Source organism: Streptomyces sp. NPDC052101 (assembly GCF_040680235.1).
Lineage (GTDB): Bacteria > Actinomycetota > Actinomycetes > Streptomycetales > Streptomycetaceae > Streptomyces.
In genome coordinates, this window is record NZ_JBFAWH010000002.1 from 453,762 (window position 1) to 478,939 (window position 25,178).

Sequence of the window (25,178 nt, forward strand, 5' to 3'; positions counted from 1 at the left end):
GGCCACGGCCCCAGGTGTGCTCTGGAAGGCGGGGGCGAGGAGAGAGGAGTGCTCTCATGGCTCAAGCGGCACCCGCGCCCGGCGGGATGTCCCGCCCCGGCCGTACGCCTCAGATCACGGCCCGGGAATCCGAGGGGCGCACCCGTCCGCCCGACGTCTTCGACGCGCGCACCCATCGCATCGCCCACATCGCCGTCCCGGTCGTACTGGGGCTGGTCTACGGCTACTGGGTGGCGGCCGACGCCCGCCAGGGCGGCGCCATCACGGGCGGGAACCTGCTGCTCGGCTGGATCAGCGCGCTGGTATTCGCGGTGGTGACCATCGCGCTGCTGACGCTCGCCCCGCGGATGCCGCGGGAGCTGCACGCGCTGCTGTGGACGGCGTTCACCGGTATCGCGTTCGGCTTCCTGTACATCCAGACGGGCCACTCGGTCTGGCGGTCCACGCTGATGTCGCTGGTCGTCGCGGGGAGCACCTTCGCCGTGTTCTTCTACCGCTACTACACGCGCGAGGACGCCTTCGGGCACCGGGTCCGCTGACCGGCCGTGTGCGTGGGCCCCGGCGGTTCGGCCGGGGCCCACGCACTCCCCTGTGTCCCCCTCTTCCCTCACCTCCCCGTCACCACGTGCGACGCTTCCTTCTCCCCAGCACCAGGAAACACCCGTTCGGGGGAACCCTCCACCGGAGAGCGGAATACCTGGTTCCACCCCGGGCGCGGCCTTCCCCTCGCCCTCCCCCTCACCCGTTCGGCTCGCCCGTCGCCCGATCGCAGGCCCCCCGCTGGCGCCCCCGCCCCATGGGCCGTTGGCTGAAAGCGTGCCCCCACGCCTCCGGAGCGCCCTGTCGGCCGCACTGCTCGCCCTGTCCTGCCTGCTCGTGCCGTTCGGCGCGCTGGCGGCCTGGGCGGCGTACGGGCTCGCCGACACAGGCCGGTACGTCACCACGATGGCGCCGCTCGCCGCCGACCCGAGCGTGCGGGAGGCCGTGGCGGACACCGTCGGTGACGGCATCCTGCGCATGCTGGGCGAGCATCTGGACGTCCGCCCGCTCCGCGGCTCCGTCCGCCCGTTCCTGCGCGACGTGGTGCGCTCCTTCACCCAGACCGAGGCCTTCCGGCTGGCCTGGGACACCGGCAACCGGGTCACCCATGACGCGGTGCTGCGCGCCCTGCGCGACGAAGGCGACGGCGGCACCGCGGCCGAGCAGCCGGTCACCGTGGACTTCGCCCCCGTCACCGACCAGGTCAAGCGCCAGCTGGCCCGGGACCATGTGCCGCTGGCCGCGCGCATCCCGGTGGAGCACACCGCGGTCTCGGTGCTCCCGGCTGCCGAACTCGTCTCGCTCCGGAAGGGGTTCCACGTGCTCGAAGTCGCCGGATTCTGGCTGCCGGTGGCGGCCGTCACCTGCGCCGCCACCGGGATCGCCGTGGCCGTCCGCCGCCGCCGCGCCGTCGTCGCGACCGCGCTGGGCACGGCCCTGGGCGGCGGGCTGCTCGCCCTGGCCCTCGCCGTCGCCCGCGGCCTCACCCTCGACGACCTGCCCGCCGACGTACCCCACCCGGCCGCCGGGGCGGTCTACGACGCCCTCACCGGCACCCTGCGCACGGTCTCCTGGCTGCTGCTCGGCCTGGGCCTCACGGTGGCCCTCACCACCTGGCTGACCCGGTATCTACGCCAGGGGCGCCCCACCCGGCACCGACACCTCACCACCTGGCTGACCCGGTATCTGCGCCAAGGGCGTCCCACCTGGCACCGACGCACACCGACCCCACCCGCCGCGGCCCCGACTCCGGCCCAGACACAGGCTCCGACTACGACTCCGGCTTCGGCTTCGGCTTCGGCTCCTTCTCCGGCCCAGACACCGAGCCGGGCCCAAGTCTGAACACATACGGCACACACGACCCGGCGTGCGCCATCCCCAGCCTGTGGATGACCGCCCGAGAACGAGCCGCCGGACCGGCAGCACCCGCATCCACCAGTACCATGCCCTCAACCTCCCCACAGCTCAGCCGAGTTGACCGGTCCGGGCCCGGACTTCCTGGCGCGGTCGGCCGGTCGGCCGTAGGCTCGGCCCGTGAACCGACGCCCCGGACGCAGGTTCGGCGCCTGGTGTGCCGGACTGCTGCTGGCCCCGGTCGGCGTGGTGGTCGGCTGCCGGGTCGCCGACACCGACGGCGTCACCCCCGTACCCCAGCTGCTCGCCTTCCTGCCCTGGCTGCTCGTGCCGACCGGCGTCGCCCTGCTGTGCGCGCTGCTCGCCCGCTGGTGGCCGGGCCTGGTGTGCGGTGTCGCCGTACTCGGCCTGCTCGCCTGGTACCTGGAGCCGTACGGCAGGACCAGTGAGCCGGACGGTCCCGCGCTCGTCACCCTCCGCGTGCTGACCTCCAACGTGCAGTTCGGGCGCGGCACCCCCGCGCTGGCCCTGCGGATTCGTGACCGCCGGCCGGACGTCGTCTTCGTCGAGGAGTGCGAGTACACCTGCCAGGCCACCCTGGAGGCCGGCTTCGCGACCGCCTACCCGTACCGGCAGGCCGTCCGCGCGGCCGGCTCCCACGGCTCCCTCATCCTCAGCCGGTTCCCACTCAGGCCCACCGCGGGCGTCCGGGGCACGATGGGGATGCCCGGCGCCGTCGCCGACGTACAGGGCCACCCCGTACGCCTCCAACTCGCCCACCCCATGCCCCCGCTCCCCGAGCAGCTCGGCCTGTGGCGGCGCGAACTCGGCAGGCTCCGCGCCTTCGCGGCCGCCGACCCCCGCACCCCCACCGTCCTCGCCGGCGACTTCAACGCCACCCAGGACCACGCGGCCTTCCGCCGCATCCTCGACACCGGTCTGACCGACGCCGCCCGCCTCGCCGGACACGACCGCGCCGCCAGCTGGCCCGCGCGCACCGCCTCGGTCGTCGGCGCCCAGATCGACCACGTCCTGGTCTCCCCGGACTTCACCGCGACCGGCGCCCGCTTTCTGCGCGTGGCCGGCAGCGACCACCGCGCCCTGGTCGTGGACATCGCCCTCCACCAGCGCGGATGACACGGACGGCCGCCGGGCGGAGCGGAACGGACCGGCGATAATGACCGCATGTCGCGCGAGTTCCCCATCGGCCTCACCCCTCCCGACTGGCTGGTCCGGAACCTCCGCCCCGAGCAGGCTCCCGCCAACAAGGCCGCCATGGCCCGCGCCGCCGTCGCGATGGCCCTCCCCCTGGCGATCGGCCTCGCCACCGGCTCTCCGGCGTACGGCGCCCTCGCCTCCATGGGCGCCCTGTCCGGCGTCATCGGCGACACCGCCGACGCCTACCGCATGCGCATCCTCAACATCGCCGTACCGCAGCTCTTCGGCGCGATCGGCGTGACACTGGGCACGCTGGTGTACGGCCACGGCTGGTACGCGGTGGCCGCGGTGACCGGGATCGCCCTGCTCTCCGGCATGATCTCGACGATCGGCGCGGTGGCCTCGGTCTCCGGCCTGCTCCTCCTCCTGAACTGCGTGGTCGGCGCGGGCCTGCCGCTCCCCCGCCCCTGGTGGCTGGCACCGGCCCTGATGACGGGCGGCGGCCTGCTGGTCCTCCTCCTCGCCCTGCTGGCCTGGCCGCTGCGCTCGGGCGTCCCCGAACGCACGGCGGTGGCGGCCACCTACCGCACGGTCGCCGCGCTCCTCGCCGTCTCCGGCACGGACCGCACCGACGACTACGACGAGGCCCGCCGCACCGTCACCCAGTCCCTCAACCAGTCCTACGACCTGATCCTGGCCCGGCGCGCCCGCCACCACGGCCGCAGCCGTGAACTCACCCGTCTCCTGGCCCAGTTGAACGCCATCACGCCCATGATGGAGGCGGCCCCCGCGGCCCATCTGGCGGGCCGCCCCCTGTCCCCGCGGATCCCGGAGGCCATGAACCACCTGGCCCGGGCAGTCGAAACGGGCCGCACGGGGCCGATGACCCTCGACCTGCCCGTACCGAAGACCGAGACGGAACGGGCGGTGGACCACGCCCTGCGCCACACGTCCGAGGTCGTCACGGCCCCCGACGCCGACGTGCGAGGCATCGACGACCGCCTGGGCCGCCCCGCGGCACTGGGCATCCGCACGGCGAGGGCGACCCGCAACGTCGTCCTGTCCGCCAACTCCTGGCGCTACGGCCTGCGCCTCGCCCTCTGCATCGGCATCGCCCAGGCCCTGGTGTCGCTGATCCCCGTTCCCCGCTCCTACTGGGTGGCCCTGACCATCACCTTCGTCCTGAAGCCCGACTTCGGCTCGGTCTTCTCCCGCGCCCTGCTGCGCGCCCTCGGCACGGTGGCCGGCCTGGTGATCGCGGCGGTGGTCCTGGCCGAGGTCCCCCTGGGCTGGTGGGACGTCCCGACGATGCTGATCCTGGCCCCCCTGATCCCCGCCCTGACCCCCCGCGGCTACGGCTACCAGACGGCCGCGATCACCCCGGTCATCCTCCTCCTCTCGGACATCCTGAACCACCAGGGAACGGCGCTGCTCCTGCCCCGTCTGACCGACTCGCTGCTCGGCTGCGCGATCGCGCTGACGGCCGGCTACCTCCTGTGGCCGGAGAGCTGGCGCACCCGCGTCGGCGACCGCCTGGCCGACGCGGTGGCGGACATGGCGGCGTATGTGGAGGCGGCGTTCGGCCCCGCGACCGACCCGTCCGCCCGGGCCCGTATGCGCCGCCGCCTCTACCGCGACCTCTCGGTCATCCGTACGGAGTTCCAGCGGGCCCTGACCGAACCGCCGCCGACCGGTCGCCGCGCCGCCGCCTGGTGGCCGCTGGTCGTCGCCGTGGAACGCATCGTCGACGCCACGACGGCGGCCCGAGTCCGCGTGCGGCACGGGGCACCGCCCCCGTCCCCGGCCGAGATCACCCAGGTGGTCCTGCAGCTCAGGGAGCTGTCGGAGGGCGTACGCGACGCGAAAACGCTGACCCCGGTCCGCACGGACCTCACCGGCCCCGCCGACAGCGTCCTGGAACCCCTCCGCCAGGAGGTCGCCGCGGCCCGGTCGATCGCTTCCCCCCACTGACCCCTTCGCTAACCTTACGTGTCCGTCCTGGCCAGGGATCGACGGGCATCAACTCACGCGAAGGGTTGCGCACATGGGCATTCTCACTCTCCTGCGGAACGCATTTGGCCGTTCACGCAGGTCACGCGCCGCCGAGGCGGAGGGTGCGGACCGCCTGCCGGCGCAGCCGACCACCCCCCAGCCGACGCCCACCACGGAGCCCGAAGCCCCCGCGCCCCAGGCCACCGAGCCCACCCCCACGGTCCCCGAGCCCCGCCGCTCGTCCCCCGGCGAACACGAACTGGTAACAGCAGCGTTCACCAACGTAACGGTCCCCCACCCCAACCACCCGACCTCGGAAACCACACAAACCCCCGAGCCGACCCAGGCGACCCCGAAGGCCGAGCAGGCGAAGCCGGCCGCCGTGAAGCAGGCCAAGGCCGAGCAGACAGACCTGAAGGCAGAGCCTGAGGCCGAAACACCAGCCGCTGAGACGGCCGAGCCCGAGCAGGCGGAGCTAGACGCCGAGCCGGAAGCCGAGGAGCAGGCGGCCGAGGAGAAGGCCGAGACTCCCGAGGCCGGGGACAGCACCGAGCCCGCAGCCGAGGCCGAGGAAAACCTCGCGGAAGGCGCGGGACCCGTAGCCGAGGAGAAGACCGGCGGCCAGCCGCAGGCGGACGAGGCACCGGTCGCGGCGGAGGCGGGCGTCGAGGAGCCGGTCACGGAGAAGCCCGAGGACGAGGGTCCGGCCACTCAGGAGGCCGAGCCGCAGACCCAGACCGAGCCGGAAGCCGAAGCGATGTCCGAGCCGGACACCGAGGCGGAGCCCGAGACGCAGGCCAGCCCGCAGGCAGAGGCCGAGCCGGAGACTGAGCCGGAGGCCGCCGCCCAAGCCGAGGCGCAGGCAGACGCCGAGGCGCAAGCCGAGCCGGAGGCCGAGCCGCAGGCAGACGCCGAGGCCGAGGTCGAGGCCGGTCTTGGGGCGGTGGCGGTTGGGGACGGAGAGGTGATCGTCCCGCAGGCCGCCGACGGCGAGGACGCCCCGCAGGGGCCACCCGCACCCGACAACGAGACCCGCACGGGTGGTGCGGGTGGGAACACCCCCGACGACGGCGGAGCCGAGTCGCAGTCCGAGCCGCACACCGAGGCGCAGCCCGAAGCGCAGGCCAACCCGCAGGCAGAGGCCGAGCCGGAGACTGAGCCGGAGGCCGCCGCCCAAGCCGAGCCGCAGGCAGACGCCGAGGCGCAAGCCGAGCCGGAGGCCGAGCCGCAGGCAGACGCCGAGGCCGAGGTCGAGGCCGGTCTTGGGGCGGTGGCGGTTGGGGACGGAGAGGTGATCGTCCCGCAGGCCGCCGACGGCGAGGACGCCCCGCAGGGGCCACCCGCACCCGACAACGAGACCCGCACGGGTGGTGCGGGTGGGAACACCCCCGACGACGGCGGAGCCGAGGCGCACCCCGCTCCCGCACCGCACGCCCCCGCCACCCCCCTGGCCAAGGTCAAGTCCCGCACCCCCGCCCTCGCCACCGCCTACAAGGCCGCGACAGCCAGCCTCAGGAAGACCGACCTCACCGGCGCCCGAGCAAGGCTCTACCTCGTGCTCGACCGCTCCGCGAGCATGCGCCCGTACTACAAGGACGGCTCCGCCCAGGCCCTCGCCGACCAGACCCTCGCCCTCGCCGCCCACCTGGACCCCGAGGCCACGGTCCACGTCGTCTTCTTCTCCACGGAGGTCGACGGCACCACCGACCTCGCCCTCGCCCCGGACCACGAGACGAAGATCGACGACGTCCACGCCGGCCTCGGCCGCATGGGCCGCACCAGCTACCACGCCGCCGTAGAAGCCGTACTCGCCCACTACGACGAGCACGAGAAGGACGCGAGCCCCGCGAGCCCCGCCCTCGTGGTCTTCCAGACGGACGGCGCCCCGGACGCGAAGACCCCCGCCACCCAGTCCCTCACCGAGGCCGCGAGATCACACCCCGCCGTCTTCTTCTCCTTCGTCGCCTTCGGAGAGCACGACAACAAGGCCTTCGACTACCTCCGCAGGCTGAAGACCGGCAACACGTCCTTCTTCCACGCGGGCCCCACCCCCCGCGAGCTGACGGACACCGAGCTGTACGAGGGCGTACTCGCCGCCTGGCGCCCCTGACAGAACCCGACGGCCGCCCCCTCCCACCCCTTGGAACGGGAGGCGGGCGGCCTCCCCGTCTCGGCTACCATGCAAAGGTCGTAAAACACCCGAACCGGGAGCAGCCCCGATGGCTCGACACCTCATCACCAGCGCCCTTCCGTACATCAACGGGATCAAACACCTGGGCAACATGGTGGGGTCCATGCTCCCGGCGGACGTGTACTCCCGATACCTCCGCCAGCGCGGCCACGACGTCCTGTACATCTGCGCGACGGACGAGCACGGCACCCCCGCCGAGCTGGCCGCCAAGGAGCTGGGCCTCCCGGTCGACGAGTTCTGCGGGCGGGCGCATGATGCCCAGAAGGCGGTCTACGACGGCTTCGCGCTCGCGTTCGACTACTTCGGCCGCAGCTCCTCCCCCGAGAACCGCGAGATCACCCAGCACTTCGCCCGCAAGCTGAACGAGAACGGCTTCGTCGAGGAGCGCGCCATCCGGCAGGTGTACAGCCCCGCCGACGGCCGCTTCCTCCCCGACCGCTATGTCGAGGGCACCTGCCCGCACTGCGGCTACGACAAGGCCCGCGGCGACCAGTGCGAGAACTGCACCCGCGTCCTGGACCCGACGGACCTGATCAACCCCCGGTCCGCGATCTCGGGCAGCACGGATCTCGAGGTGAGGGAGACCAAGCACCTCTTCCTCCTCCAGTCCAAGCTGGAGAACGAGGTCCGCGAATGGGTCGCCCGGCATGACAGGGACTGGCCGCAGCTGGCCTCCTCCATCGCCCACAAGTGGCTGACCGAGGGCCTGCACGACCGGGCGATCACCCGCGACCTGGACTGGGGCGTCCCGGTCCCGGCGGACACCTGGCCGGAGCTGGCGGCGCAGGGCAAGGTCTTCTACGTCTGGTTCGACGCCCCGATCGAGTACATCGGCGCGACGAAGGAGTGGTCCGACCAGGACCCGGAGAACCGCGACTGGAAGTCGTGGTGGTACGACGTGGACGACACCGTCCGCTACACGGAGTTCATGGCGAAGGACAACGTCCCCTTCCACACGGTGATGTTCCCGGCCACCGAACTCGGCATCCGCGAGCCGTGGAAGAAGGTCGACTACGTCAAGGCCTTCAACTGGCTGACGTACTACGGCGGGAAGTTCTCCACCTCGCAGAAGCGCGGCGTCTTCACCGACCAGGCCCTGGAGATCCTGCCCGCCGACTACTGGCGCTACTTCCTCGTCGCGAACGCGCCCGAGTCGGACGACTCCTCCTTCAGCTGGGAGCACTTCACCGCCACGGTGAACAAGGACCTCGCCGACACCCTCGGCAACTTCGTCAACCGCGTGCTGTCCTTCTCCAAGAAGCGCTTCGGCGAGGAGGTCCCGGCCGGCGGCGAGCCCGGCGAGGCGGAGGCCCGCCTCGGCGAGGAGATCGCCCGGCTGCTCGCCGAGTACGAGCAGCAGATGGAGGCGCTGCAGTTCCGCAAGGCCGCCGCGGCCCTGCGCGCCCTGTGGTCGGCGGGCAACTCCTACCTGGAGGAGAAGGCACCCTGGCTGCAGGTCAAGACCGACCAGGACGCGGCCGCCCTGACCCTGCGTACGGCGATGAACCTGATCCATCTGTACGCGGTGGTCTCCGAGCCGCTGATCCCGGCCACCGCGAAGGCCATGCGCGAGGCGTTCGCCCTGGCCGACGACACCGCCGCCTGGGTCACCGCGGACGAGGCGAAGGCCTTGGCCGCCGTCCCGGCCGGCACGCCGTTCACGGTCCCGCCGGTGCTGTTCGCCAAGCTGACGGACGAGGACCTGGCGGCGTACAAGGAGCGCTTCGGCGGCGAGGAAGGCTGAGCCCGCGCCAGGCACGGCGGGCCCGGGAAGGCTTCCTTCCCGGGCTTTCGTGCGAGCCGGCTACTTCAGGACCCCGGCACCGGTCGTCGTCGCCAGCTCCGCCGGCAGGTTCGCCGCGGACGTCTCCAGGCCCGCGGTGAGCGTCGGCGTCCAGTTCACGGTCGGCTTGATCTTCTTCGCGTTCACGGCGTCGTACACGGCGACCAGGTCGGTGGCCGTGCCGTTGACGAGGTTGCCGCTGCCCTCGACCGAGCCCGTGCCGTCGCCGCTGAGCAGCTTGGCAACCTTCCCGCCGGAGGGCACCTTCCAGTAGTTGTCCTGCGCCACGACCTGGGCCCTGGCGCGGGAGTCGATGCTGTACAGCGGGGCGTAGCCGTCGACGGTCGTCGTGTCGTACAGGTTGTTGTAGACATGGATCTGCCCGATGCGGGCGAGCGGCGCCCGCTGCACGATGCCCTTCCACACGTTGTGGTGGAGGGAGACGCGCAGTTTGCCGGTGCTGTCCTTGTCGCTGCTGCCGATCAGCATCGTCTTGTCGTGGTCCGTGAACCGGTTGTGTTCGACGGTGACCAGGTCAGAGCCGTTGGTGATGTCGAGGGCGCCGTCGTGGATCTGGTACTGGCGGCCGTAGTACGTCGGGTCGCTCGTGTCGAGGTGGGGCGCGTCGGTGAACGTGTTGTGGTCCGCCCAGACATGGGTCGCGCCGCGCAGGGTGACCTCGTCGTACTGCGAGTTCCAGTTCCCCTTGTCCCCGTCGGTCGGGTCCCACTGCGGGAAGCAGTCCTCGGTGGCGGAGAAGGCCAGATTGCGGATGATGACGTTGTCGGCGTTCTTCACCTGCAGGTTGCCGCCGGTGATGCCGGCGCCCGTGCCGGGCACGCCCACGATCGTGGTGTTGGCCGGCACCTTGAAGACGATGTTCTTCGCCTGCTTGGCCTGGGCGGCGGCGCGGGCCTTCTCCTGGGTGCCGGAGGGCAGCTTGGAGCGGCCGTAGGTGGAGGGGTCGTACGCCTTGAGGTAGGCGGACAGCGAGTAACCGGTTCCCGCCGCGTAGTCGGCGCAGCTGAGCTTCTTCCCGCTGTCGTCGGTGTTGGCGTCGATGGTGCCCTTGATCTTGATGATCCGCGCGGTGGTGTCGGAGGCCGAGCCCAGCGCCTTCACGAGCCCGGCCCGGGTGGAGACGGTGAAGGTGTGCGCGGCGTCGGCCTTCGTACCGCCGGTGGTCCCGGTGCCGGCGGCGGCCCAGCCGTCCTTGGCCGCGAGCGTCTGGTGGTAGAGGTCGACGGCGTCGGCGTTCGCGCTCATCACGAACACCCCGGCACCGACGCCCGCGGCCACGAGGGCGGCGGACACGGCGAGGGTGCGCCGCTTGCGCTGGGACCGGCGGTGGGAGAGAGCAGCCACGGAGGAGTCCTTAAGGGAGTGCTGAACGGTCCTTACGCCCCCTCAGTAGCCGCCGTGCCGCAGGAAGTTGCCGCTAGCCGGAGGATTTCTCGTACCGGGGACACCCTCGGTGAGCCTGCACGGGCGTGTGGGCGGGGTCTGCGAGAGTGCCCTCGACATGTGCTCGCACCCCGAGGCTCATCTGCACCTCATCAGTGACGTCCTGACGCTGGGCGCGCCCTTCTCGCCGGTGCTGGCCGGGGGGTATGCGCTCCAGGGGCATGGGCTTCTCGAACGGCCCCACGGGAACGTGGACTTCGCGACGGAGAGTCCCGAGCCCATGGAGCAGATCGCCCGGGGGATCCGGGACGCGCTGGCGTCCCGCGGCCGTACCGCCGTCGTCCAGGACACGGAGCCGCTCATGGCCCGGCTGGCGGTGACGGACCCGCGGACCGGTGAGGCCTGTGCGCTGACCCTGCACAAGGAGACCCTGGGTGCCCCCGGCGCTGACGCCGTACGGCCCGGCGTTGGGACTGGAGGACGCGGTCGGCACCAAGATCCGTGCGCTGTACGACCGGGGACTCGCCGTCGACCTCATCGACGCCAAGGCCGCCTCCGCCCTCTTCAGCCGCCCCGACCTGGAGGAACTGGCCCGCCGGCACGCCCGGGACCCCTTCGACCTGCCCGCCCTGCAGGGTCGCCTCACGGGCACCGACTGGTATCCGGAGACGGCCTTCATGGCCTACGGCCTCGCCGAGGAGGAGGTCGGCGAGCTGCGTGCCTGGGCGCAGGAGTGGTCCACGGACATCGCCGAGCGGTTGCTGGAGGAGGGGGCGCCACCCGATCCGGACACCTCCCCGGAGAGCGACTGAGGCAGGGCGGCTTCACGCCCTCAGCGCCACCGCGTCCTCGCCCTCGCCCGCCTTCGGAGCGCCCGTCGCGCCGCCGCCCGCCAGCAGTCGCCCGCCGACCGCCGTCAGCGTGAGTACGACGATGTTCGCGGCCAGGCCGACCAGGCCCGCGTTCACATGTCCCACCAGGTCCTTGTCCCAGAACGTCAGCCAGCAGACGGTGAGTTCCCCGGCGAGCAGCCCCGCCAGCACCGGCCACTTGCCGACCGGGCGACGGGTGAGGAACCCGAGCCCGATGGCGGGGGCCAGCTGCACCGTGCCGCTGTAGGTGAGGAGCAGCAGGTTGGCCAGCAGGTCGGGGCGGTAGATGGCCAGGAGCAGGGACAGCAGGCTCGCGGCCACCACTGTGCCGTGGTTGATCCAGAACCGGGTGCGTTCGGCCCGTACCCGCGCGATGTTGCGGGCCACCAGCGAGGAGATGCCGATCAGGATGCCCGCCGCCGGGACCATGGCGGTGGCGATGGCGGCTACGACCACCAGGCCCGTCGCCCACGCCGGCAGCACCTGCTTGCTCAGGGTCAGCAGGATGCCGTTCGGCGGGGTGCCCGGCTTCACCACGAGGACGGCGGCGAAACCCACGACCATCGGCAGCAGGACGCACAGCTCGTACACCGGCATCCAGGCGTAGTTGCGGCGCAGCACCTTCGGATCGCGGGCGGAGAGCACGGCGGGCCAGGAGTGCGGCAGGCACATCAGGGCGATGCCGATCAGGCTGACCATCATGCTGGTGAAGAACCAGACGTGGTCGTGGGGTCCGGAGTGGACGGTGAGCAGCTCCGGATGCAGCTTGTCGACGCGGTGGAACATCGCGGAGACCCCGCCGGAGAAATGGGTCGGGATCGCGACCAGGAGGACCGCCAGGACGACGAGCATCACCACGTCCTTGAAGTACGACGTCGTCGCCACCCCGTGCAGGCCCGCCCACAGCACGAAGGCCACGACCAGGGTGCAGCCGATCACCATGCTGACCGTGCCGGAGGTCGAGTCGCCGGTGACCAGCTGGACGATCAGGCCGAGGCCGGTGATCTGGAGCTGGAGGTAGGGGAGGACGAAGACGACCCCGAGGACCGCGGCCACCGTACCCAGCAGTCTGCTGTCGTAACGGTCCTCCAGATAGTCGCCCTGGGTGAGGTAGCCGCGCTGCTTGCCCAGCGTCCACAGGCGTCTGGCCAGGAAGAACACCACGATGTAGCCGATGGGTATGTAGGGGAGCGCGTACAGGGCGGCGACCCCGCCGCTGAACGCCAGGCCCGCCATGCCGAGGAAGGTGAACGTGGTGAACACCTCGCCGGCCTGCAGGAACCACATGCTCCATGCGCCGAACCGGCGTCCGCCGACGGTCCATTCGGCGAGGTCGGCGGCGGGCCTGCGGCGGCCGACGAAGCCGAGGACACCGATCAGGACGATGCCGGTGAAGGCGATGACGAGGATCGTGGTCACCTGTCCTCCTCCCCGGAGCCGTCCGCGGTCTCCCGGCTCATCAGGCGCTCCGTCAGCAGCAGCGCCGGAGTGCACAGCACGCACGACACCGCGCCCCACACGAACATCCGGGGCAGGCCGAACCACAGGCCGTCGGTGTTGACGAACGGCAGGAAGGGCATGAGCAGCAGGCCCAGCGCGGGAACAGCCGGTATCAGGTGGTAGGGGCGCACACGACCTCCTTCTCCAGGCGGCGCACGGCCAGTTCGGCGAGCAGGGCGGCGCCGTCCGACAGCACGCCGTCGTCGAAGGTCGCGCGCGGAGAGTGGTTGCTGGGCGCGGTCCCCGGGTCGCCTGTGGTGTCGGCCCCGAGGAAGACGAAGGCGCCGGGTGTCCGGTCCAGGACGCGGGAGAAGTCCTCGGAGCCGGTGATCGGCTGGGGCAGCGGCTGGAAGCGTTCCTCGCCGAAGGCCTCGCGGACGGTGTCGGCGAGGAAGTCGTGTTCGGCGGCGTGGTTGACGGTGAGCGGGTACTCCGGGCGGAACTCCGCCTCCACGGCCACCCCGTGGGCGGCGGCGATGCCCTGGCACAGGCGTACGGCCGCGTCGGCGGCGCGTTCGGCGGCGGCCGCGGTGAAGGTGCGTACGGTCGCCTCGAAGACGGCGTCGTCGGGAATGACGTTGCGCCGGGTGCCCGCGTGGAAGGTGCCGACGGTCACCACGACCGGGTCGAACACGTCGAAGCGCCGGGTCACCAGCGTCTGCAGCGCGGTGACCATCTCGCAGGCGGCCGGCACCGGGTCCAGCGCGGCGTGCGGCCGGGAGCCGTGGCCGCCCGCGCCCACGACGCGGACATGCAGTCCGGCCGAGGCGGCCATCAGCGGGCCGGGGCGGGAGGTGAAGACACCGGTGGGATACGTGGACGCGCTGACGTGCAGCCCGTAGGCGGCAGCGGCCGGGCGGCCGGCCGCCTCCAGCACCCCCTCCTCGATCATCTTCCCGGCGCCGTCCCAGCCCTCCTCACCGGGCTGGAACATGAACACCACGTCCCCGGCGAGGTGTTCACGCCGCTCCGCGAGCAGTCGCGCGGCGCCGACCAGGCCCGCGGTGTGCAGATCGTGGCCGCAGGCGTGCATGGCACCGTCGAGGCGGGAGGCGAACGGCTCGCCGGTGCGTTCGGTGACGGGCAGGCCGTCCATGTCGCCGCGCAGCAGCACGACGGGGCCGTCCGCGCCGCCCGGTTTCCGGGTGCCGCGCAGTACGGCCGTCACCGAGGACAGCGACGTACCGGTGCTGATCTCCAGTGGCAGGCCGTCCAGCGCGGCCAGCACCTTCTCCTGGGTCCGGGGCAACCGCAGACCGGTCTCCGGCTCCTGGTGCAATGCCCGGCGCAGATCGGCCAGGTCTCCTTGGATGGTGCGCGCGTCGTCCGCCAGACTCATCGCTCTCCTCTCCCCCTTGCCTCACCCGTAGCAGGGGTGCCGCATACATGCCCAGGGAGGGGGTCGAGGAACCGGATGGACCGGATACGCGAGGGGCCCGCGACCGGTATCGGTCGCGGGCCCTCACAAGGCCATCCGGCGAAGGGTCTACTTCGGCTGCGGCTTCCTGATGTTCAGGTGCAGCTCGCGCAGGCGGGACTCCTCCAGCTCGGTCGGGGCGCCCATCATCAGGTCCTGGGCGTTGCCGTTGAGCGGGAAGGAGATCGTCTCGCGGATGTTGGGCTCGTCCGCGAGGAGCATGACGATACGGTCCACGCCGGGGGCGATGCCGCCGTGCGGCGGGGCGCCGAAGCGGAACGCGCGGAGCATGCCCGCGAACTTCTCCTCGACGGTCTCCCGGTCGTAGCCCGCGATCTCGAAGGCCTTGAGCATGATGTCCGGCTCATGGTTCCGGATCGCGCCGGAGGACAGCTCGACGCCGTTGCAGACGATGTCGTACTGCCAGCCGAGGATGTCCAGCGGGTCCTGGGTCTCCAGGGCCTCCAGGCCGCCCTGCGGCATCGAGAAGGGGTTGTGCGAGAAGTCGATCGCGCCGGTCTCCTCGTCCTTCTCGTACATCGGGAAGTCGACGATCCAGCAGAAGCGGAAGACGTTCTCCTCGAAGTGACCGGCCCGGCGCGCGGCCTCGACCCGCACCGCGCCCATGATCTTGGAGACCTCGTCGAACTCGCCCGCGCCGAAGAAGATCGCGTGGCCGGGGGCCAGCGACAGCCGCTTGGTCAGCTCGGCGACGTTCTCCTCGGTGAGGAACTTCGCGATCGGGCCGGACAGCGTGCCGTCCTCGCCGACGCGGACCCAGGCCAGGCCCTTGGCGCCCAGCGAGATCGCGAAGTCGCCGAGCTGGTCGAAGAACTTGCGCGGCTGGTCCTGGACCGCCGGCACCGGCAGCGCGCGCACGTGCTTGCCGGCGAAGGCCTTGAACTCCGAGCCCTCGAAGACATCGGTGATGTCCACCAGCTCCAGCTTGGCGCGCAGGTCCGGCTTGTCGGAGCCGTACTTCAGCATCGCCTCGCGGAACGGGATCCGCGGGAAGGGAGAGGTGACATGGCGGCCGTTGCCGAACTCCTCGAACAGCTCGGTCATCAGCTGCTCGATCGGCTGGAAGACGTCCTCCTGCTCGACGAAGCTCATCTCGACGTCGAGCTGGTAGAACTCGCCCGGCGAGCGGTCGGCGCGGGCGTCCTCGTCGCGGAAGCAGGGCGCGATCTGGAAGTAGCGGTCGAAGCCGGAGATCATCAGCAGCTGCTTGAACTGCTGCGGGGCCTGCGGCAGGGCGTAGAACTTGCCCGGGTTCAGACGGGAGGGGACGACGAAGTCGCGGGCGCCCTCGGGGGAGGTCGCGGACAGGATCGGCGTCGCCATCTCGTTGAAGCCCAGCGCCGTCATCTTGTGGCGGATCGCCGAGATCACGGCCGTACGCAGCATGATGTTGCGGTGCATGCGCTCGCGGCGCAGGTCCAGGAAGCGGTACTCCAGGCGCCGCTCCTCGTTGACCCCGTCCTCGGCGTTGATGGTGAAGGGGAGCGGGGCGGCGGCGCCCAGCAGCTCGACCTCGGCCACCTCGACCTCGATCTCACCGGTCGGCAGGTCCGGGTTCACGTTCTCGGTTCCACGTGAAACAACGCGGCCGTCGATGCGGACCGTGGACTCCTTGGAGATCTTGTCCAGGGCCTCGTACGCGGGTGTGCCGGGACGGGCGACCAGCTGCGTGATGCCGTAGTGGTCACGCAGATCGATGAAGAGGATGCCGCCCAGGTCGCGCCGATTGTGCAGCCAGCCACTCAGCCGGACGTCGGTGCCGACGTCAGAGGCGCGGAGCTGGCCGCAGGTGTGGGACCTGTACCGATGCATCGTCGTTCATCGTCCTTCGTGTGTGAGGTCTGCGGGGCTTGCTCTCCCCGGCAAGAACGGGCACGGGGCCCGGACCCATCAAGGGTACCGGGCACCCCAAGATCGGCTCTCCACCCTTTTCCGTGCTCTCCGCTCCGTTTCCGCGCCCTCCACTGGAGGATCCTCCGTACATACGGGTCGGCAGGATCCTCCTTTTCTACGGTGGCAGCAGCCGCTCGCGTCTTCCTAAAGTGGGGCAATGCGTACAGGCGAGCCGCTTCCGGCCATCGGGGACGTCCTCGCCGCCCTCGCAACCGGGCTGTGGCACTGGGACACGGCCGCCGGACTGGTCATCGTGGACGCGGAGGCGGCGCGGCTGCTCGGGCTGCCCGCGGAGGCGACCACCCTCACCGAGGCCCAGACCCGGGCCCGGCTGCACCCGGTCGACTGGAACGAGATCACCGGAGTGGTCCCGCTGGCCGTCGCCGAGGGCACGCTCGCCGAGGTGCGCATCCGGATCATGGACGAGCAGGGCAACATCCTGCGGGTCGTCCGCAGCCGCTCGAAACCCTCCTACGACCCCGAGCGGCAGGCGTACCAGCTGATCGGCACCCTTCAGGAGGTCACCGAGCCGACCCCGGGCACACAGGCCGCCCGCAGCGCCGTCACCGGCGACTGGCGGCGCTCACGGGAGGCGTTTCTGCTGGACGCGGGCCGGGCACTGGCGGAGGCGCGGTCCACGGCGGAGGTGCTGCGGGTGGCCGGCGGCCTGTCGATGCCGGGCTTCTCGCCGGACGGGCTGGTGGTGTTCGGGGTGGAGGGCGACCGGCTGACGATCATCGGCCAGCACGGGCACCAGCCCGGCGACCTGGGCCCCTTCTCGAACATGCCGCTGACCACCGACTATCCGGCCGCCCAGGTCGCCCGCACCGGCCGCGCGGTGTATCTGTCCTCGCCCGAGGAGTACAAGGCCCGCTACCCGGTCACCTGGCCGCTCGCCCAGCACTTCGGCCGCCAGTCCTGGGCCTTTCTGCCGCTGACCGTGGCCGGACGCACGATGGGCGCCTGGATGGCGGCCTTCGCCTATCCGGTGGCGTTCACCCCCGATGAGCGCGCCGTCCTCGCCACGGTGGCCCGGATGCTCGCCCAGGCGCTGTCCCGGGCCGAGGCCACCGAGTCCGAGCGCGAGCTGACGGAGGGCCTGCAGCGCTCCATGCTGCCCTCGCTCGGCCCGGAGATCCCCGGCATGCAGGTGGCCGCCCGGTACATCCCGACCGGCGGCGGTCTCCAGGTCGGCGGCGACTGGTACGACATGATCCCGCTGCCCTCCGGCCGCTTCGCGCTGACCGTAGGCGACGTACAGGGTCACGACGTACGGGCCGCGGGCCTCATGGGCCAGCTGCGCATCGCCCTGCGCGCCTACGCCTCCGAGGGTCACCGCCCGGACGCCGTGCTCTCCCGCGCCTCCCGGTTTCTGCACGGCATCACCCACGACGACCAGATGGCCGACCTCCGCTTCGCGACCTGCGTGTATGTGGAGGCCGACCCGGTGACCGGCATGCTGGAGATCGCCCGTGCCGGGCACCCGGACCCGGCGATCCGGATGGCCGACGGCACGGTGATGATGCGGCCGACGGCGGGCGGCCTGCCGCTCGGCATCGACCCGGACGCGGACTATCCGACGACCCGGTTCACGCTGGAGCCGGGCGAGACGCTGATGCTCTGTACCGACGGCCTGATCGAGACGGGCGGGCACGACCTGGACAGCGGCTGGCGGCGGCTGCGCGCGATCCTGGAGGACCACGAGGGCGATCTCGAATCGCTGGCCGACACTCTGGTGCAGGGTGTGCACGGGCCGTCCTCGCACCACACCGTCGGCCCGCTGACCGACCGGCGCGAGGACGACATCGCGCTGGTGCTGCTGTGTCGCCCGGGAGAGGGCTGCGGCTGCGGCGCCACGGTGACCGTACGGCCGCAGGTGCGGCGCACGCTGCTGTCGGTGGCGCAGGACGAGCCGGACCGGATCGCCGAGGCCCGCCAGCACCTGCGCGAGCTGCTGCACGACTGGGCCGCCGCCGAGCAGATCGACTCGGCGGTGCTGCTGGTCTCCGAGATGGTCACCAACGTCCTCGTCCACACCGACACCGACGCGCTGCTGCTCGCCGAGGTGACCGGGGAGACGAGGGCGCGGCGGCTGCGGGTGCAGGTCACCGACACGGGCGACGACCTTCCGCACAAGCGCCGGCCCGGTGAACTGGCCTCCTCCGGCCGCGGCCTGATGCTGATCGAGCTGCTCGCGGACGCCTGGGGCGTGGACCCGCGGGGCGAGGGCAAGAGCATCTGGTTCGAACTCTACGAGCCGGACGACGTGTCGGAGGGCGGTGCGGTGGAGGGCGAGGCGTCCGACGGAGAGGCGTCGGAGGGCGCCGCGTAACGGCTCCGCAGCTCCTGTACGACCCCGAAGGCGGCCGCGGTCAGCGGTACGGCGAGCAGCATGCCGAGGATGCCCGCGACGGAGGCCCCGGCGGTGATGGCGAGCATCACCACGGCCGGATGCATCTGCACGGTCCTGCTCTGGATGACCGGCTGCAGCACATGTCCCTCCAGCACCTGCACGGCGAGCACCACCCCGAGCGCCCACAGCGCGATGACGAAACCACGGTCGGCGAGGGCGACCAGGACGGCCACCGCGCCGGAGATGAAAGCGCCCAGGTAGGGGATGTAGGCACCGACGAAGACGAGCGCGCCGAGCCCGATCGCGCCGGGCACCTGGAGGATCAGCAGGCCGACGGTGATGCACACGGCGTCGATGAGCGCGATGACGGTCGTCCCGCGCATGAACCCCTCCACCGCCTCGAAGGCGCGCCGGGCGATGGCCTCCAGGGTGTCGGCGGTGTCGCCGGGGGCGACGGACCGGAGGGTCTCGACGGCCCGGTGGGAGTCGCGCAGGAAGAAGAAGACGAGCAGCAGCGCCAGCACCGCCATCGCGAGGCTCTCGGCGGCGACGCTGACCCCGCTGATGACGTTGGACGCGGCCGTACCGCCGAACCTGCTCAGCAGCTTGCGGGAGTTGGCGGCGAGGTCGTCCAGCCCGGTGCCGGCGGCCCCGAAGTGCTGGGAGACGGCCTTGGCGGCGTCCCGGAGCGAGGCGATGATCTGGTCGCCGGTGTCGATGAGCGCGGCGACGACGATGTAGACGGCACCGCCGACGACGGCCACGACGGCGACACAGGTGAGCCCGGCCGCCACCGACGCCTGCACGCCGGCCCGCACGAGCCGCCGGTACAGCGGGCCGAGCAGCGCGGTCCCGAGCAGGGCGAGCAGCACCGGGGTGACGGCCGTACGGAACTCGCCGCACAACCGCACCCCGACCCAGCCCACTCCGGCGACCAGCAGCAGCACGGCACACCAGGCGGCGAGACGGCGCACGGGATCGGGCAACAGCTGCACGCGTCCAGCGGATCACGGGCGCCGGCGGGTGTCCTGCCGTACGGGGCCGGGTGGGTGAGGTGGTCGGCGGCTTCACGACTTCGCCGGTCCTCTTCATGGAGATGGTCGGCGTCTTCATGGAGATGGTCGGCGTCGGGCTCGTTCCCCGCCCGCGCAGGTGTGAGCGGTCGCCTCTGCGCGAGGCGGCCGCTCACGTGATGACTGGTCGAGCGCTGTCGGCACTTCCTCAGAGGATGCCGAGCACGCCGTGCAGGAGGCAACCGAGGCCCAGGAGGCCGCAGTTGTTCCCGTTGTCGTTCCCGTTGCCGTTGCCGAGGAGGCCGCCGAGGCCGCCCGTGGGCGCGCTCTGCTGGGCGGTGGCTGCAGGTACCTCATCCTGAGCCTGGGCGGGGGCGGCCACCGCGAGCCCGCCGACGGAGAGGAGGACGCTTGCCGCGGTGCACGCCACGGCCCTGCGGATGCTGCTCATATGTGTCTCCTGAACTGGTTGTGTGAGGTGTCGTCAACCACGAGCGACCACTCATGCGCGCCCTGGAACGAGTAGCGCACTTGCGACGCTATGGGCCCGATCGCCGTAACGCCTTACGGAGTTGGTCCATTCGTGTCGGCGTGCCGTCTTGCCCGGAGCGCAACCTCCGCCCCCGCACCACACACAAAGCCCCGCCCGGGCACCGCCGGACGGGGCATCATTTCCTGGACAGAATTCCCGAGCTGCTTGATCCGGATCACTCAGCAGGCTTCGATGGGGCCTCCTGGCCCTTTCCGCCTTTCGCGCCGGAATACGGTTCGAAAAATTTGTTCGCGAAACTGTAGAGGATGCCTTCCTCCGGCCTCTCATCGTCGTCGGAAGCGAGCCAGTCCTCGCCTCCCGCACGGCCTGCGGCGGGCTTGGGCTCGGGGGCTTCCCCCTTGATGGCGGGCTTTTGCGGAGCGGCAGCGTATGCACCACTCGTTCCGGCCGCGGCGAGCAGGACGGGAGTGGCAATCGCGATGACCAGGGCTCTATATGCGCGCACGGTTCCAACCTCATACGGGACGACAGGTCGCCGCCAAGCTTCCCCGGCATTCATTCTGAAAAACCACTCACCGAACTAACCACTCGCACGGCCGAGCACCGCGGGCATTCCGATCGGGGGTTTCCATGTGACGGCCCCCCAACTACCGTGCCCCGTCCGGAACTTGCCGGACGGGGCTTTGTTCTGCGGTCGTTCGGCGAAGGACTTACAGCCCGCCCTCGGACATCCCGTGAACGGCCGGGACCGTCCCCAGACGGCCCTTCTGGAAGTCCTCGAAGGCCTCCATCAGCTCTTCCCTGGTGTTCATGACGAACGGACCGTAGTGGGCCATGGGCTCACGGATGGGCTGCCCGCCGAGGAGGACGACCTCCAGGTCCGGCGTGTGGGAGTCCTGCCTCTCGTCCGCGCGGACGGTCAGCGAGGACCCGGCGCCGAAGACGGCGGTCTGCCCGAGGTGGATCGGCCGGCGCTCCGCGCCGACGCTGCCGCGGCCCGCGAGTACATAGGCCAGGCCGTTGAACTCCTCACGCCAGGGCAGGGTGACCTCGGCGCCCGCGGCGACGGTCGCGTGGATCATCGTGATGGGCGTGTGCGTGATGCCGGGACCGGCGTGACCGTCCAGCTCACCCGCGATGACCCGCAGCAGCGCACCGCCGTCCGCAGTCGTCAGCAGCTGGACGTTCCCGCCCCGGATGTCCTGGTACCTCGGCGCCATCATCTTGTCCCTGGCCGGGAGGTTCACCCACAGCTGCAGGCCGTGGAAGAGACCGCCGGACACGACGAGAGACTCCGGCGGGGCCTCGATGTGCAGCAGGCCCGAGCCCGCGGTCATCCACTGGGTGTCGCCGTTGGTGATGGTGCCGCCACCACCCTGGGAGTCCTGATGGTCGAAGACTCCGTCGATGATGTAGGTCACGGTCTCGAAGCCGCGGTGCGGGTGCCACGGGGTGCCCTTGGGCTCGCCCGGCGCGTACTCCACCTCGCCCATCTGGTCCATCATGATGAACGGGTCGAGGTGGCGGTAGTTGATCCCCGCGAACGCCCGGCGCACCGGGAAACCCTCGCCCTCGAACCCGCTCGGGGCGGTCGTGACGGCCAGCACGGGACGGGCCACGGCATCAGCCGGAGCGGTCACCCGGGGCAGCGTCAACGGGTTCTCGACGGTCACTGCAGGCATGGTCGGTACCTCCTTGTGCGCCCACTTTAGTTGAGCGTTGAACTTTCTGCCACCACCAACAGAAAGAGCCCGGAGGGAATTCCCTCCGGGCCCTGGGTCGCGCGGGGCGTGCGGACTCAGCCGCCGTACATCCGGCGCATCGCGAAGTCGACCATCTGCTCGACCGCCTTCGCGTCGAACACCATCCGGTGCTCGCCCTCCATGTCCAGGACGAAGCCGTAGCCGGTGGGCAGCAGGTCGATGACCTCCGCACCGGTGATCACGAAGTACTTGGACTCCTTGCCCGCGTACCGGCGCAACTCCTTGAGCGAGGTGAACATCGGGATCACCGGCTGCTGGGTGTTGTGCAGGGCGAGGAAGCCGGGGGTGTCGCCACGCGGGCAGTACACCTTCGACGTGGCGAGGATCTGCTGGAAGTCCTCGGCGGACATCTGCCCGGTGGTGAAGGCGCGCACCGCGTCCGCGAGCGAGGGCGGGGACGGCTCCGGGTATAGCGGCGGCTGCTGGCCGTACCCGCCGACACCGCCCGGCTGGCCTTGCGGCTGGGCGTACTGCTGCTGGGCGGCGCCGCCGTCCATGGGCTGGCCGTATCCGTACATGGGCGCAAGCGTACCGAGCGGAAGCGGCGCGGTGGCGCCCGGGAGAATTTATGTAGCGGACGCTAGATAATGCTGCTACGGTTTTTGTATCGAGCGATACGGATATCGACTTCGAGGGGGATCCCATGTCCTGCGGCACTTCGCGCCCCACCCTGCTCCTCGCCCACGGCGCCGGCGGCTCGGTCGCCGCCAACTACGGCCCGGTGATGGACGAGCTGACGGCCGGACACCGGGTGATCGGCGTCGACTGGCCGGGCGCGGGCAGCACCCCGCGCGCCACCCGGCCGCTGGACCTGGACGAGCTGGCCCACCGGCTGACGGCCGCCGCCGACGCGGCGGGTGTCACGCGGTTCGCCGTGTCCGGCTTCTCGCTGGGCAGCGCGGTGGCGATACGGCTGGCCGCGCGCCACCCGGAGCGGGTCACGGCCCTCACCCTCACCGCGCCCTTCGCCCGTGCCGACGCGCGGGTCCGGCTCATCGCGCGGGTATGGCGGTCGCTCGCCGAGGCCGGTGACACGGACACGCTCGGGCGCTTCCTGCTCGCACAGTGCCTGAGCCCGGCGGCGCTGGCGGCGATGAGCCCACACGAGCTGGACAGAGCGGTGAAGGAGACGGGCGAGGGCGCCCCGGCGGGCACGCCGGAGCACACGGAGCTGGTGGAGCGCCTCGACGTGACCGCCGATCTGGCCCGTATCACCGCGCCCACACTGGTCGTCTCACCCGTCGACGACCCGCTGATCCCGCCCCGGCTGCACCGTGCGGTGGCGACGGGCATCCGAGGAGCCCGGCTGGTGGAGATACCGGGCGGTCACCTGCCTTTCGCCGAGCACCCCGACCGGTGGGCGGCCCTGCTCACGGGCGGGCTCACGAGCCGGTTCCCGGACAGGGAGGAGTAGACCCTTCTCACACTTGGGCGGACAGGGGTTGCTTCTTATTACCGACGGGTAGCATCATCGTAGCTACTTGTTGTTACGTGAACTAGGTGCGAGGAGTCAGTGCCTCGCCGATCTCTCTACGGAGCCGTCGCCATGGGGCACTACAAGCCGAATCTCCGCGACATCGAGTTCAACCTCTTCGAAGTACTGGGGCGCGACAAGGTGTACGGCACCGGCCCGTTCGAGGAGATGGACGCCGACACCGCCAAGAGCATCCTCGACGAGATGACCCGCCTCTCGGAGAACGAGCTGGCCGAGTCCTTCGCCGACGCCGACCGCAACCCGCCGGTCTTCGACCCGGAGACCAACACCGCACCGGTCCCGGCGTCCTTCAAGAAGAGCTACCAGGCCTTCATGGACTCCGAGTACTGGCGGCTCGGCCTGCCCGAGGAGATCGGCGGCACCACCTCCCCGCGCTCCCTGATCTGGGCCTACGCCGAGCTGATCCTGGGCGCCAACCCGGCCGTGTGGATGTACTCCTCGGGCCCGGCGTTCGCCGGCATCCTCTTCGAGGAGGGCAACGAGGCCCAGAAGCACATCGCCAAGATCGCCGTGGAGAAGACCTGGGGCTCCACCATGGTGCTCACCGAGCCCGACGCGGGCTCCGACGTGGGTGCCGGCCGCACCAAGGCGATACAGCAGGAGGACGGCTCCTGGCACATCGAGGGCGTCAAGCGCTTCATCACCTCCGGTGAGCATGACATGGAGGAGAACATCCTTCACTACGTGCTCGCGCGTCCCGAGGGTGCCGGTGCCGGCACCAAGGGCCTGTCCCTCTTCCTCGTCCCGAAGTACCTCTTCGACTTCGAGACCGGCGAGCTGGGCGAGCGCAACGGCGTCTACGCCACCAACGTCGAGCACAAGATGGGCCTGAAGGCCTCCAACACCTGCGAGATGACCTTCGGCGACCAGCACCCCGCCAAGGGCTGGCTCATCGGTGACAAGCACGACGGCATCCGCCAGATGTTCCGCATCATCGAGTTCGCCCGCATGATGGTCGGCACGAAGGCGATCTCCACGCTGTCCACGGGCTACCTGAACGCGCTGGAGTACGCCAAGGAGCGCGTCCAGGGCCAGGACCTGGCGAACTTCATGGACAAGGCCGCGCCCAAGGTCACCATCACCCACCACCCGGACGTGCGCCGCTCGCTGATGACGCAGAAGGCGTACGCGGAGGGCATGCGCGCCCTGGTGCTGTACACCGCCTCGGTCCAGGACGCGATCCAGATCAAGGAGGCGGCCGGCGAGGACGCCGGCGCCGATCACGCGCTGAACGACCTGCTGCTGCCGATCGTCAAGGGCTACGGCTCCGAGAAGGGCTACGAGCAGCTCGCCCAGTCGCTGCAGACCTTCGGCGGCTCCGGCTTCCTGCAGGAGTACCCGATCGAGCAGTACATCCGGGACTCCAAGATCGACACCCTGTACGAGGGCACCACCGCGATCCAGGGCCAGGACTTCTTCTTCCGGAAGATCGTCCGCAACCAGGGCGCCGCGCTGAACTCCCTCGCCGAGGACATCAAGAAGTTCCTGGCGCTCGGCACCGGCGGCGAGGACCTGGCCGGCGCCCGTGAGCACCTGGCCAAGGCGGCCGTGGAGCTGGAGGCGATCGTCGGCCTGATGCTGACCGACCTCGCGGCCACCGAGCAGGACACCAAGAACATCTACAAGGTGGGCCTGAACACCACCCGCCTGCTGCTCGCCTCCGGCGACGTCGTCGTCGGCTACCTGCTGCTGAAGGGCGCCGCGGTCGCCGCCGAGAAGCTGGCCACGGCCTCCGCCAAGGACCAGGCCTTCTACACCGGCAAGATCGCCGCGGCGAAGTTCTTCGCGGCGAACGTCCTGCCGGGCGTCACGCTGGCCCGCAAGGTCGCCGAGGGCGTCGAGCTGGACCTGATGGAGCTGGACGAGGACGCGTTCTAGAAAGCGCTCCTGAAGATACGTCCCTGTAGATACTGTGCGGGCCCGCTCCCTTTCCGGGA

At 71.0% G+C, this 25,178-nt stretch carries 19 protein-coding genes and 1 pseudogene; 10 read left to right on the top strand and 10 right to left on the bottom strand.

Features of this window, described 5'->3' with window-relative positions; all coding sequences use genetic code 11:
- The first annotated feature begins 56 nt into the window (after positions 1–56).
- The 6 genes from AB0L75_RS05690 (at position 57) to metG (ending at position 8,978) form a co-directional block, all read left to right on the top strand.
- Positions 57–539 carry a hypothetical protein gene (locus tag AB0L75_RS05690; protein ID WP_365175667.1) on the top strand — a complete coding sequence of 161 codons (483 nt, stop codon included), beginning with the start codon at positions 57–59 and terminating at the stop codon, positions 537–539.
- A gap of 277 nt (positions 540–816) precedes the next feature.
- Entirely contained in the window at positions 817–1,881 is a 1,065-nt protein-coding gene (locus tag AB0L75_RS05695) for a hypothetical protein (protein WP_365175669.1), read from the top strand.
- A gap of 192 nt (positions 1,882–2,073) precedes the next feature.
- Complete coding sequence (locus AB0L75_RS05700; RefSeq protein WP_365175671.1) at positions 2,074–3,030, top strand: endonuclease/exonuclease/phosphatase family protein; 957 nt, start codon at positions 2,074–2,076, stop codon at positions 3,028–3,030.
- Positions 3,031–3,078: 48 nt separating this feature from the next.
- A complete protein-coding gene (locus AB0L75_RS05705) occupies positions 3,079–5,022 on the top strand; it encodes an FUSC family protein (RefSeq protein WP_365175673.1) in 1,944 nt (647 codons plus the stop codon).
- 73 nt (positions 5,023–5,095) lie between these two features.
- Positions 5,096–7,153, top strand: a complete 2,058-nt coding sequence (locus AB0L75_RS05710; RefSeq protein ID WP_365175675.1) for a VWA domain-containing protein — start codon at positions 5,096–5,098, stop codon at positions 7,151–7,153.
- Positions 7,154–7,262: 109 nt separating this feature from the next.
- Positions 7,263–8,978 (top strand): methionine--tRNA ligase, encoded by a 1,716-nt coding sequence (gene metG / locus AB0L75_RS05715; RefSeq protein WP_365175677.1) that lies wholly within the window; start codon positions 7,263–7,265, stop codon positions 8,976–8,978.
- Between the two features lie 60 nt (positions 8,979–9,038).
- On the opposite strand, the gene AB0L75_RS05720 is transcribed toward metG, so the two are convergent.
- Complete coding sequence (locus AB0L75_RS05720; protein ID WP_365175679.1) at positions 9,039–10,382, bottom strand: polysaccharide lyase family 1 protein; 1,344 nt, start codon at positions 10,380–10,382, stop codon at positions 9,039–9,041.
- A gap of 157 nt (positions 10,383–10,539) precedes the next feature.
- On the opposite strand from AB0L75_RS05720, the pseudogene AB0L75_RS05725 reads away from it, so the two are divergent.
- A pseudogene (locus AB0L75_RS05725) lies at positions 10,540–11,233 on the top strand (hypothetical protein).
- 12 nt (positions 11,234–11,245) lie between these two features.
- Here the strand turns inward: AB0L75_RS05725 and AB0L75_RS05730 are convergent.
- The 4 genes from AB0L75_RS05730 to aspS all read right to left on the bottom strand — a co-directional run bounded on the left by AB0L75_RS05730 (position 11,246) and on the right by aspS (position 16,043).
- A complete protein-coding gene (locus AB0L75_RS05730) occupies positions 11,246–12,712 on the bottom strand; it encodes a sodium:solute symporter family protein (RefSeq protein WP_365175681.1) in 1,467 nt (488 codons plus the stop codon).
- Positions 12,709–12,924: a hypothetical protein gene (locus AB0L75_RS05735; protein ID WP_365175683.1), complete on the bottom strand. Its 216-nt coding sequence runs from the start codon at positions 12,922–12,924 to the stop codon at positions 12,709–12,711. Before AB0L75_RS05735 ends, AB0L75_RS05730 begins: the two co-directional genes overlap by 4 nt.
- Entirely contained in the window at positions 12,906–14,132 is a 1,227-nt protein-coding gene (locus AB0L75_RS05740) for a M20 family metallopeptidase (protein WP_365175685.1), read from the bottom strand. The genes AB0L75_RS05735 and AB0L75_RS05740 overlap by 19 nt, the downstream gene beginning before the upstream one ends.
- Positions 14,133–14,279: 147 nt before the next feature.
- Positions 14,280–16,043: an aspartate--tRNA ligase gene (gene aspS / locus AB0L75_RS05745; protein ID WP_365175687.1), complete on the bottom strand. Its 1,764-nt coding sequence runs from the start codon at positions 16,041–16,043 to the stop codon at positions 14,280–14,282.
- A 238-nt stretch (positions 16,044–16,281) separates the two neighbouring features.
- Here aspS and AB0L75_RS05750 point away from each other — a divergent pair, with 238 nt between their 5' ends.
- Positions 16,282–18,456, top strand: a complete 2,175-nt coding sequence (locus AB0L75_RS05750; RefSeq protein ID WP_365175689.1) for a SpoIIE family protein phosphatase — start codon at positions 16,282–16,284, stop codon at positions 18,454–18,456.
- Here the strand turns inward: AB0L75_RS05750 and AB0L75_RS05755 are convergent.
- From AB0L75_RS05755 to AB0L75_RS05775, 5 genes are all read right to left on the bottom strand, one after another.
- Entirely contained in the window at positions 18,375–19,472 is a 1,098-nt protein-coding gene (locus AB0L75_RS05755; RefSeq protein WP_365175691.1) for an AI-2E family transporter, read from the bottom strand. The two genes, AB0L75_RS05750 and AB0L75_RS05755, sit on opposite strands and share 82 nt — an antisense overlap.
- 226 nt (positions 19,473–19,698) lie before the next feature.
- Positions 19,699–19,941 carry a hypothetical protein gene (locus AB0L75_RS05760; protein ID WP_365175694.1) on the bottom strand — a complete coding sequence of 81 codons (243 nt, stop codon included), beginning with the start codon at positions 19,939–19,941 and terminating at the stop codon, positions 19,699–19,701.
- A 256-nt stretch (positions 19,942–20,197) separates the two neighbouring features.
- Positions 20,198–20,488, bottom strand: coding sequence for a hypothetical protein (locus AB0L75_RS05765; protein WP_365175696.1), 291 nt, complete (start codon positions 20,486–20,488; stop codon positions 20,198–20,200).
- 205 nt (positions 20,489–20,693) lie between these two features.
- The gene (locus AB0L75_RS05770) at positions 20,694–21,665 is read right to left on the bottom strand and encodes a pirin family protein (RefSeq protein WP_365175698.1); all 972 of its coding nucleotides are present in this window, start codon (positions 21,663–21,665) and stop codon (positions 20,694–20,696) included.
- A gap of 116 nt (positions 21,666–21,781) precedes the next feature.
- Positions 21,782–22,264, bottom strand: coding sequence for an SseB family protein (locus AB0L75_RS05775; protein WP_365175700.1), 483 nt, complete (start codon positions 22,262–22,264; stop codon positions 21,782–21,784).
- Positions 22,265–22,389: 125 nt separating this feature from the next.
- On the opposite strand from AB0L75_RS05775, the gene AB0L75_RS05780 reads away from it, so the two are divergent.
- Both AB0L75_RS05780 and AB0L75_RS05785 read left to right on the top strand, forming a co-directional pair.
- Positions 22,390–23,160, top strand: a complete 771-nt coding sequence (locus AB0L75_RS05780; protein ID WP_365175702.1) for an alpha/beta hydrolase — start codon at positions 22,390–22,392, stop codon at positions 23,158–23,160.
- 132 nt (positions 23,161–23,292) lie between these two features.
- Positions 23,293–25,119 (top strand): acyl-CoA dehydrogenase, encoded by a 1,827-nt coding sequence (locus AB0L75_RS05785; RefSeq protein ID WP_365175704.1) that lies wholly within the window; start codon positions 23,293–23,295, stop codon positions 25,117–25,119.
- Positions 25,120–25,178: the final 59 nt, after the last annotated feature.

Excerpts from the sequence above, each read along its gene's own strand:
- AB0L75_RS05690 (WP_365175667.1), top strand. The coding sequence starts at position 57 with ATGGCTCAAGCGGCACCCGCGCCCGGCGGGATGTCCCGCCCCGGCCGT.
- AB0L75_RS05705 (WP_365175673.1), top strand. The coding sequence starts at position 3,079 with ATGTCGCGCGAGTTCCCCATCGGCCTCACCCCTCCCGACTGGCTGGTC.
- AB0L75_RS05710 (WP_365175675.1), top strand. The coding sequence starts at position 5,096 with ATGGGCATTCTCACTCTCCTGCGGAACGCATTTGGCCGTTCACGCAGG.
- metG (WP_365175677.1), top strand. The coding sequence starts at position 7,263 with ATGGCTCGACACCTCATCACCAGCGCCCTTCCGTACATCAACGGGATC.
- AB0L75_RS05740 (WP_365175685.1), bottom strand. The coding sequence starts at position 14,132 with ATGAGTCTGGCGGACGACGCGCGCACCATCCAAGGAGACCTGGCCGAT.
- aspS (WP_365175687.1), bottom strand. The coding sequence starts at position 16,043 with ATGCATCGGTACAGGTCCCACACCTGCGGCCAGCTCCGCGCCTCTGAC.
- AB0L75_RS05750 (WP_365175689.1), top strand. The coding sequence starts at position 16,282 with ATGCGTACAGGCGAGCCGCTTCCGGCCATCGGGGACGTCCTCGCCGCC.
- AB0L75_RS05760 (WP_365175694.1), bottom strand. The coding sequence starts at position 19,941 with ATGAGCAGCATCCGCAGGGCCGTGGCGTGCACCGCGGCAAGCGTCCTC.
- AB0L75_RS05770 (WP_365175698.1), bottom strand. The coding sequence starts at position 21,665 with ATGCCTGCAGTGACCGTCGAGAACCCGTTGACGCTGCCCCGGGTGACC.
- AB0L75_RS05775 (WP_365175700.1), bottom strand. The coding sequence starts at position 22,264 with ATGTACGGATACGGCCAGCCCATGGACGGCGGCGCCGCCCAGCAGCAG.
- AB0L75_RS05780 (WP_365175702.1), top strand. The coding sequence starts at position 22,390 with ATGTCCTGCGGCACTTCGCGCCCCACCCTGCTCCTCGCCCACGGCGCC.
- AB0L75_RS05785 (WP_365175704.1), top strand. The coding sequence starts at position 23,293 with ATGGGGCACTACAAGCCGAATCTCCGCGACATCGAGTTCAACCTCTTC.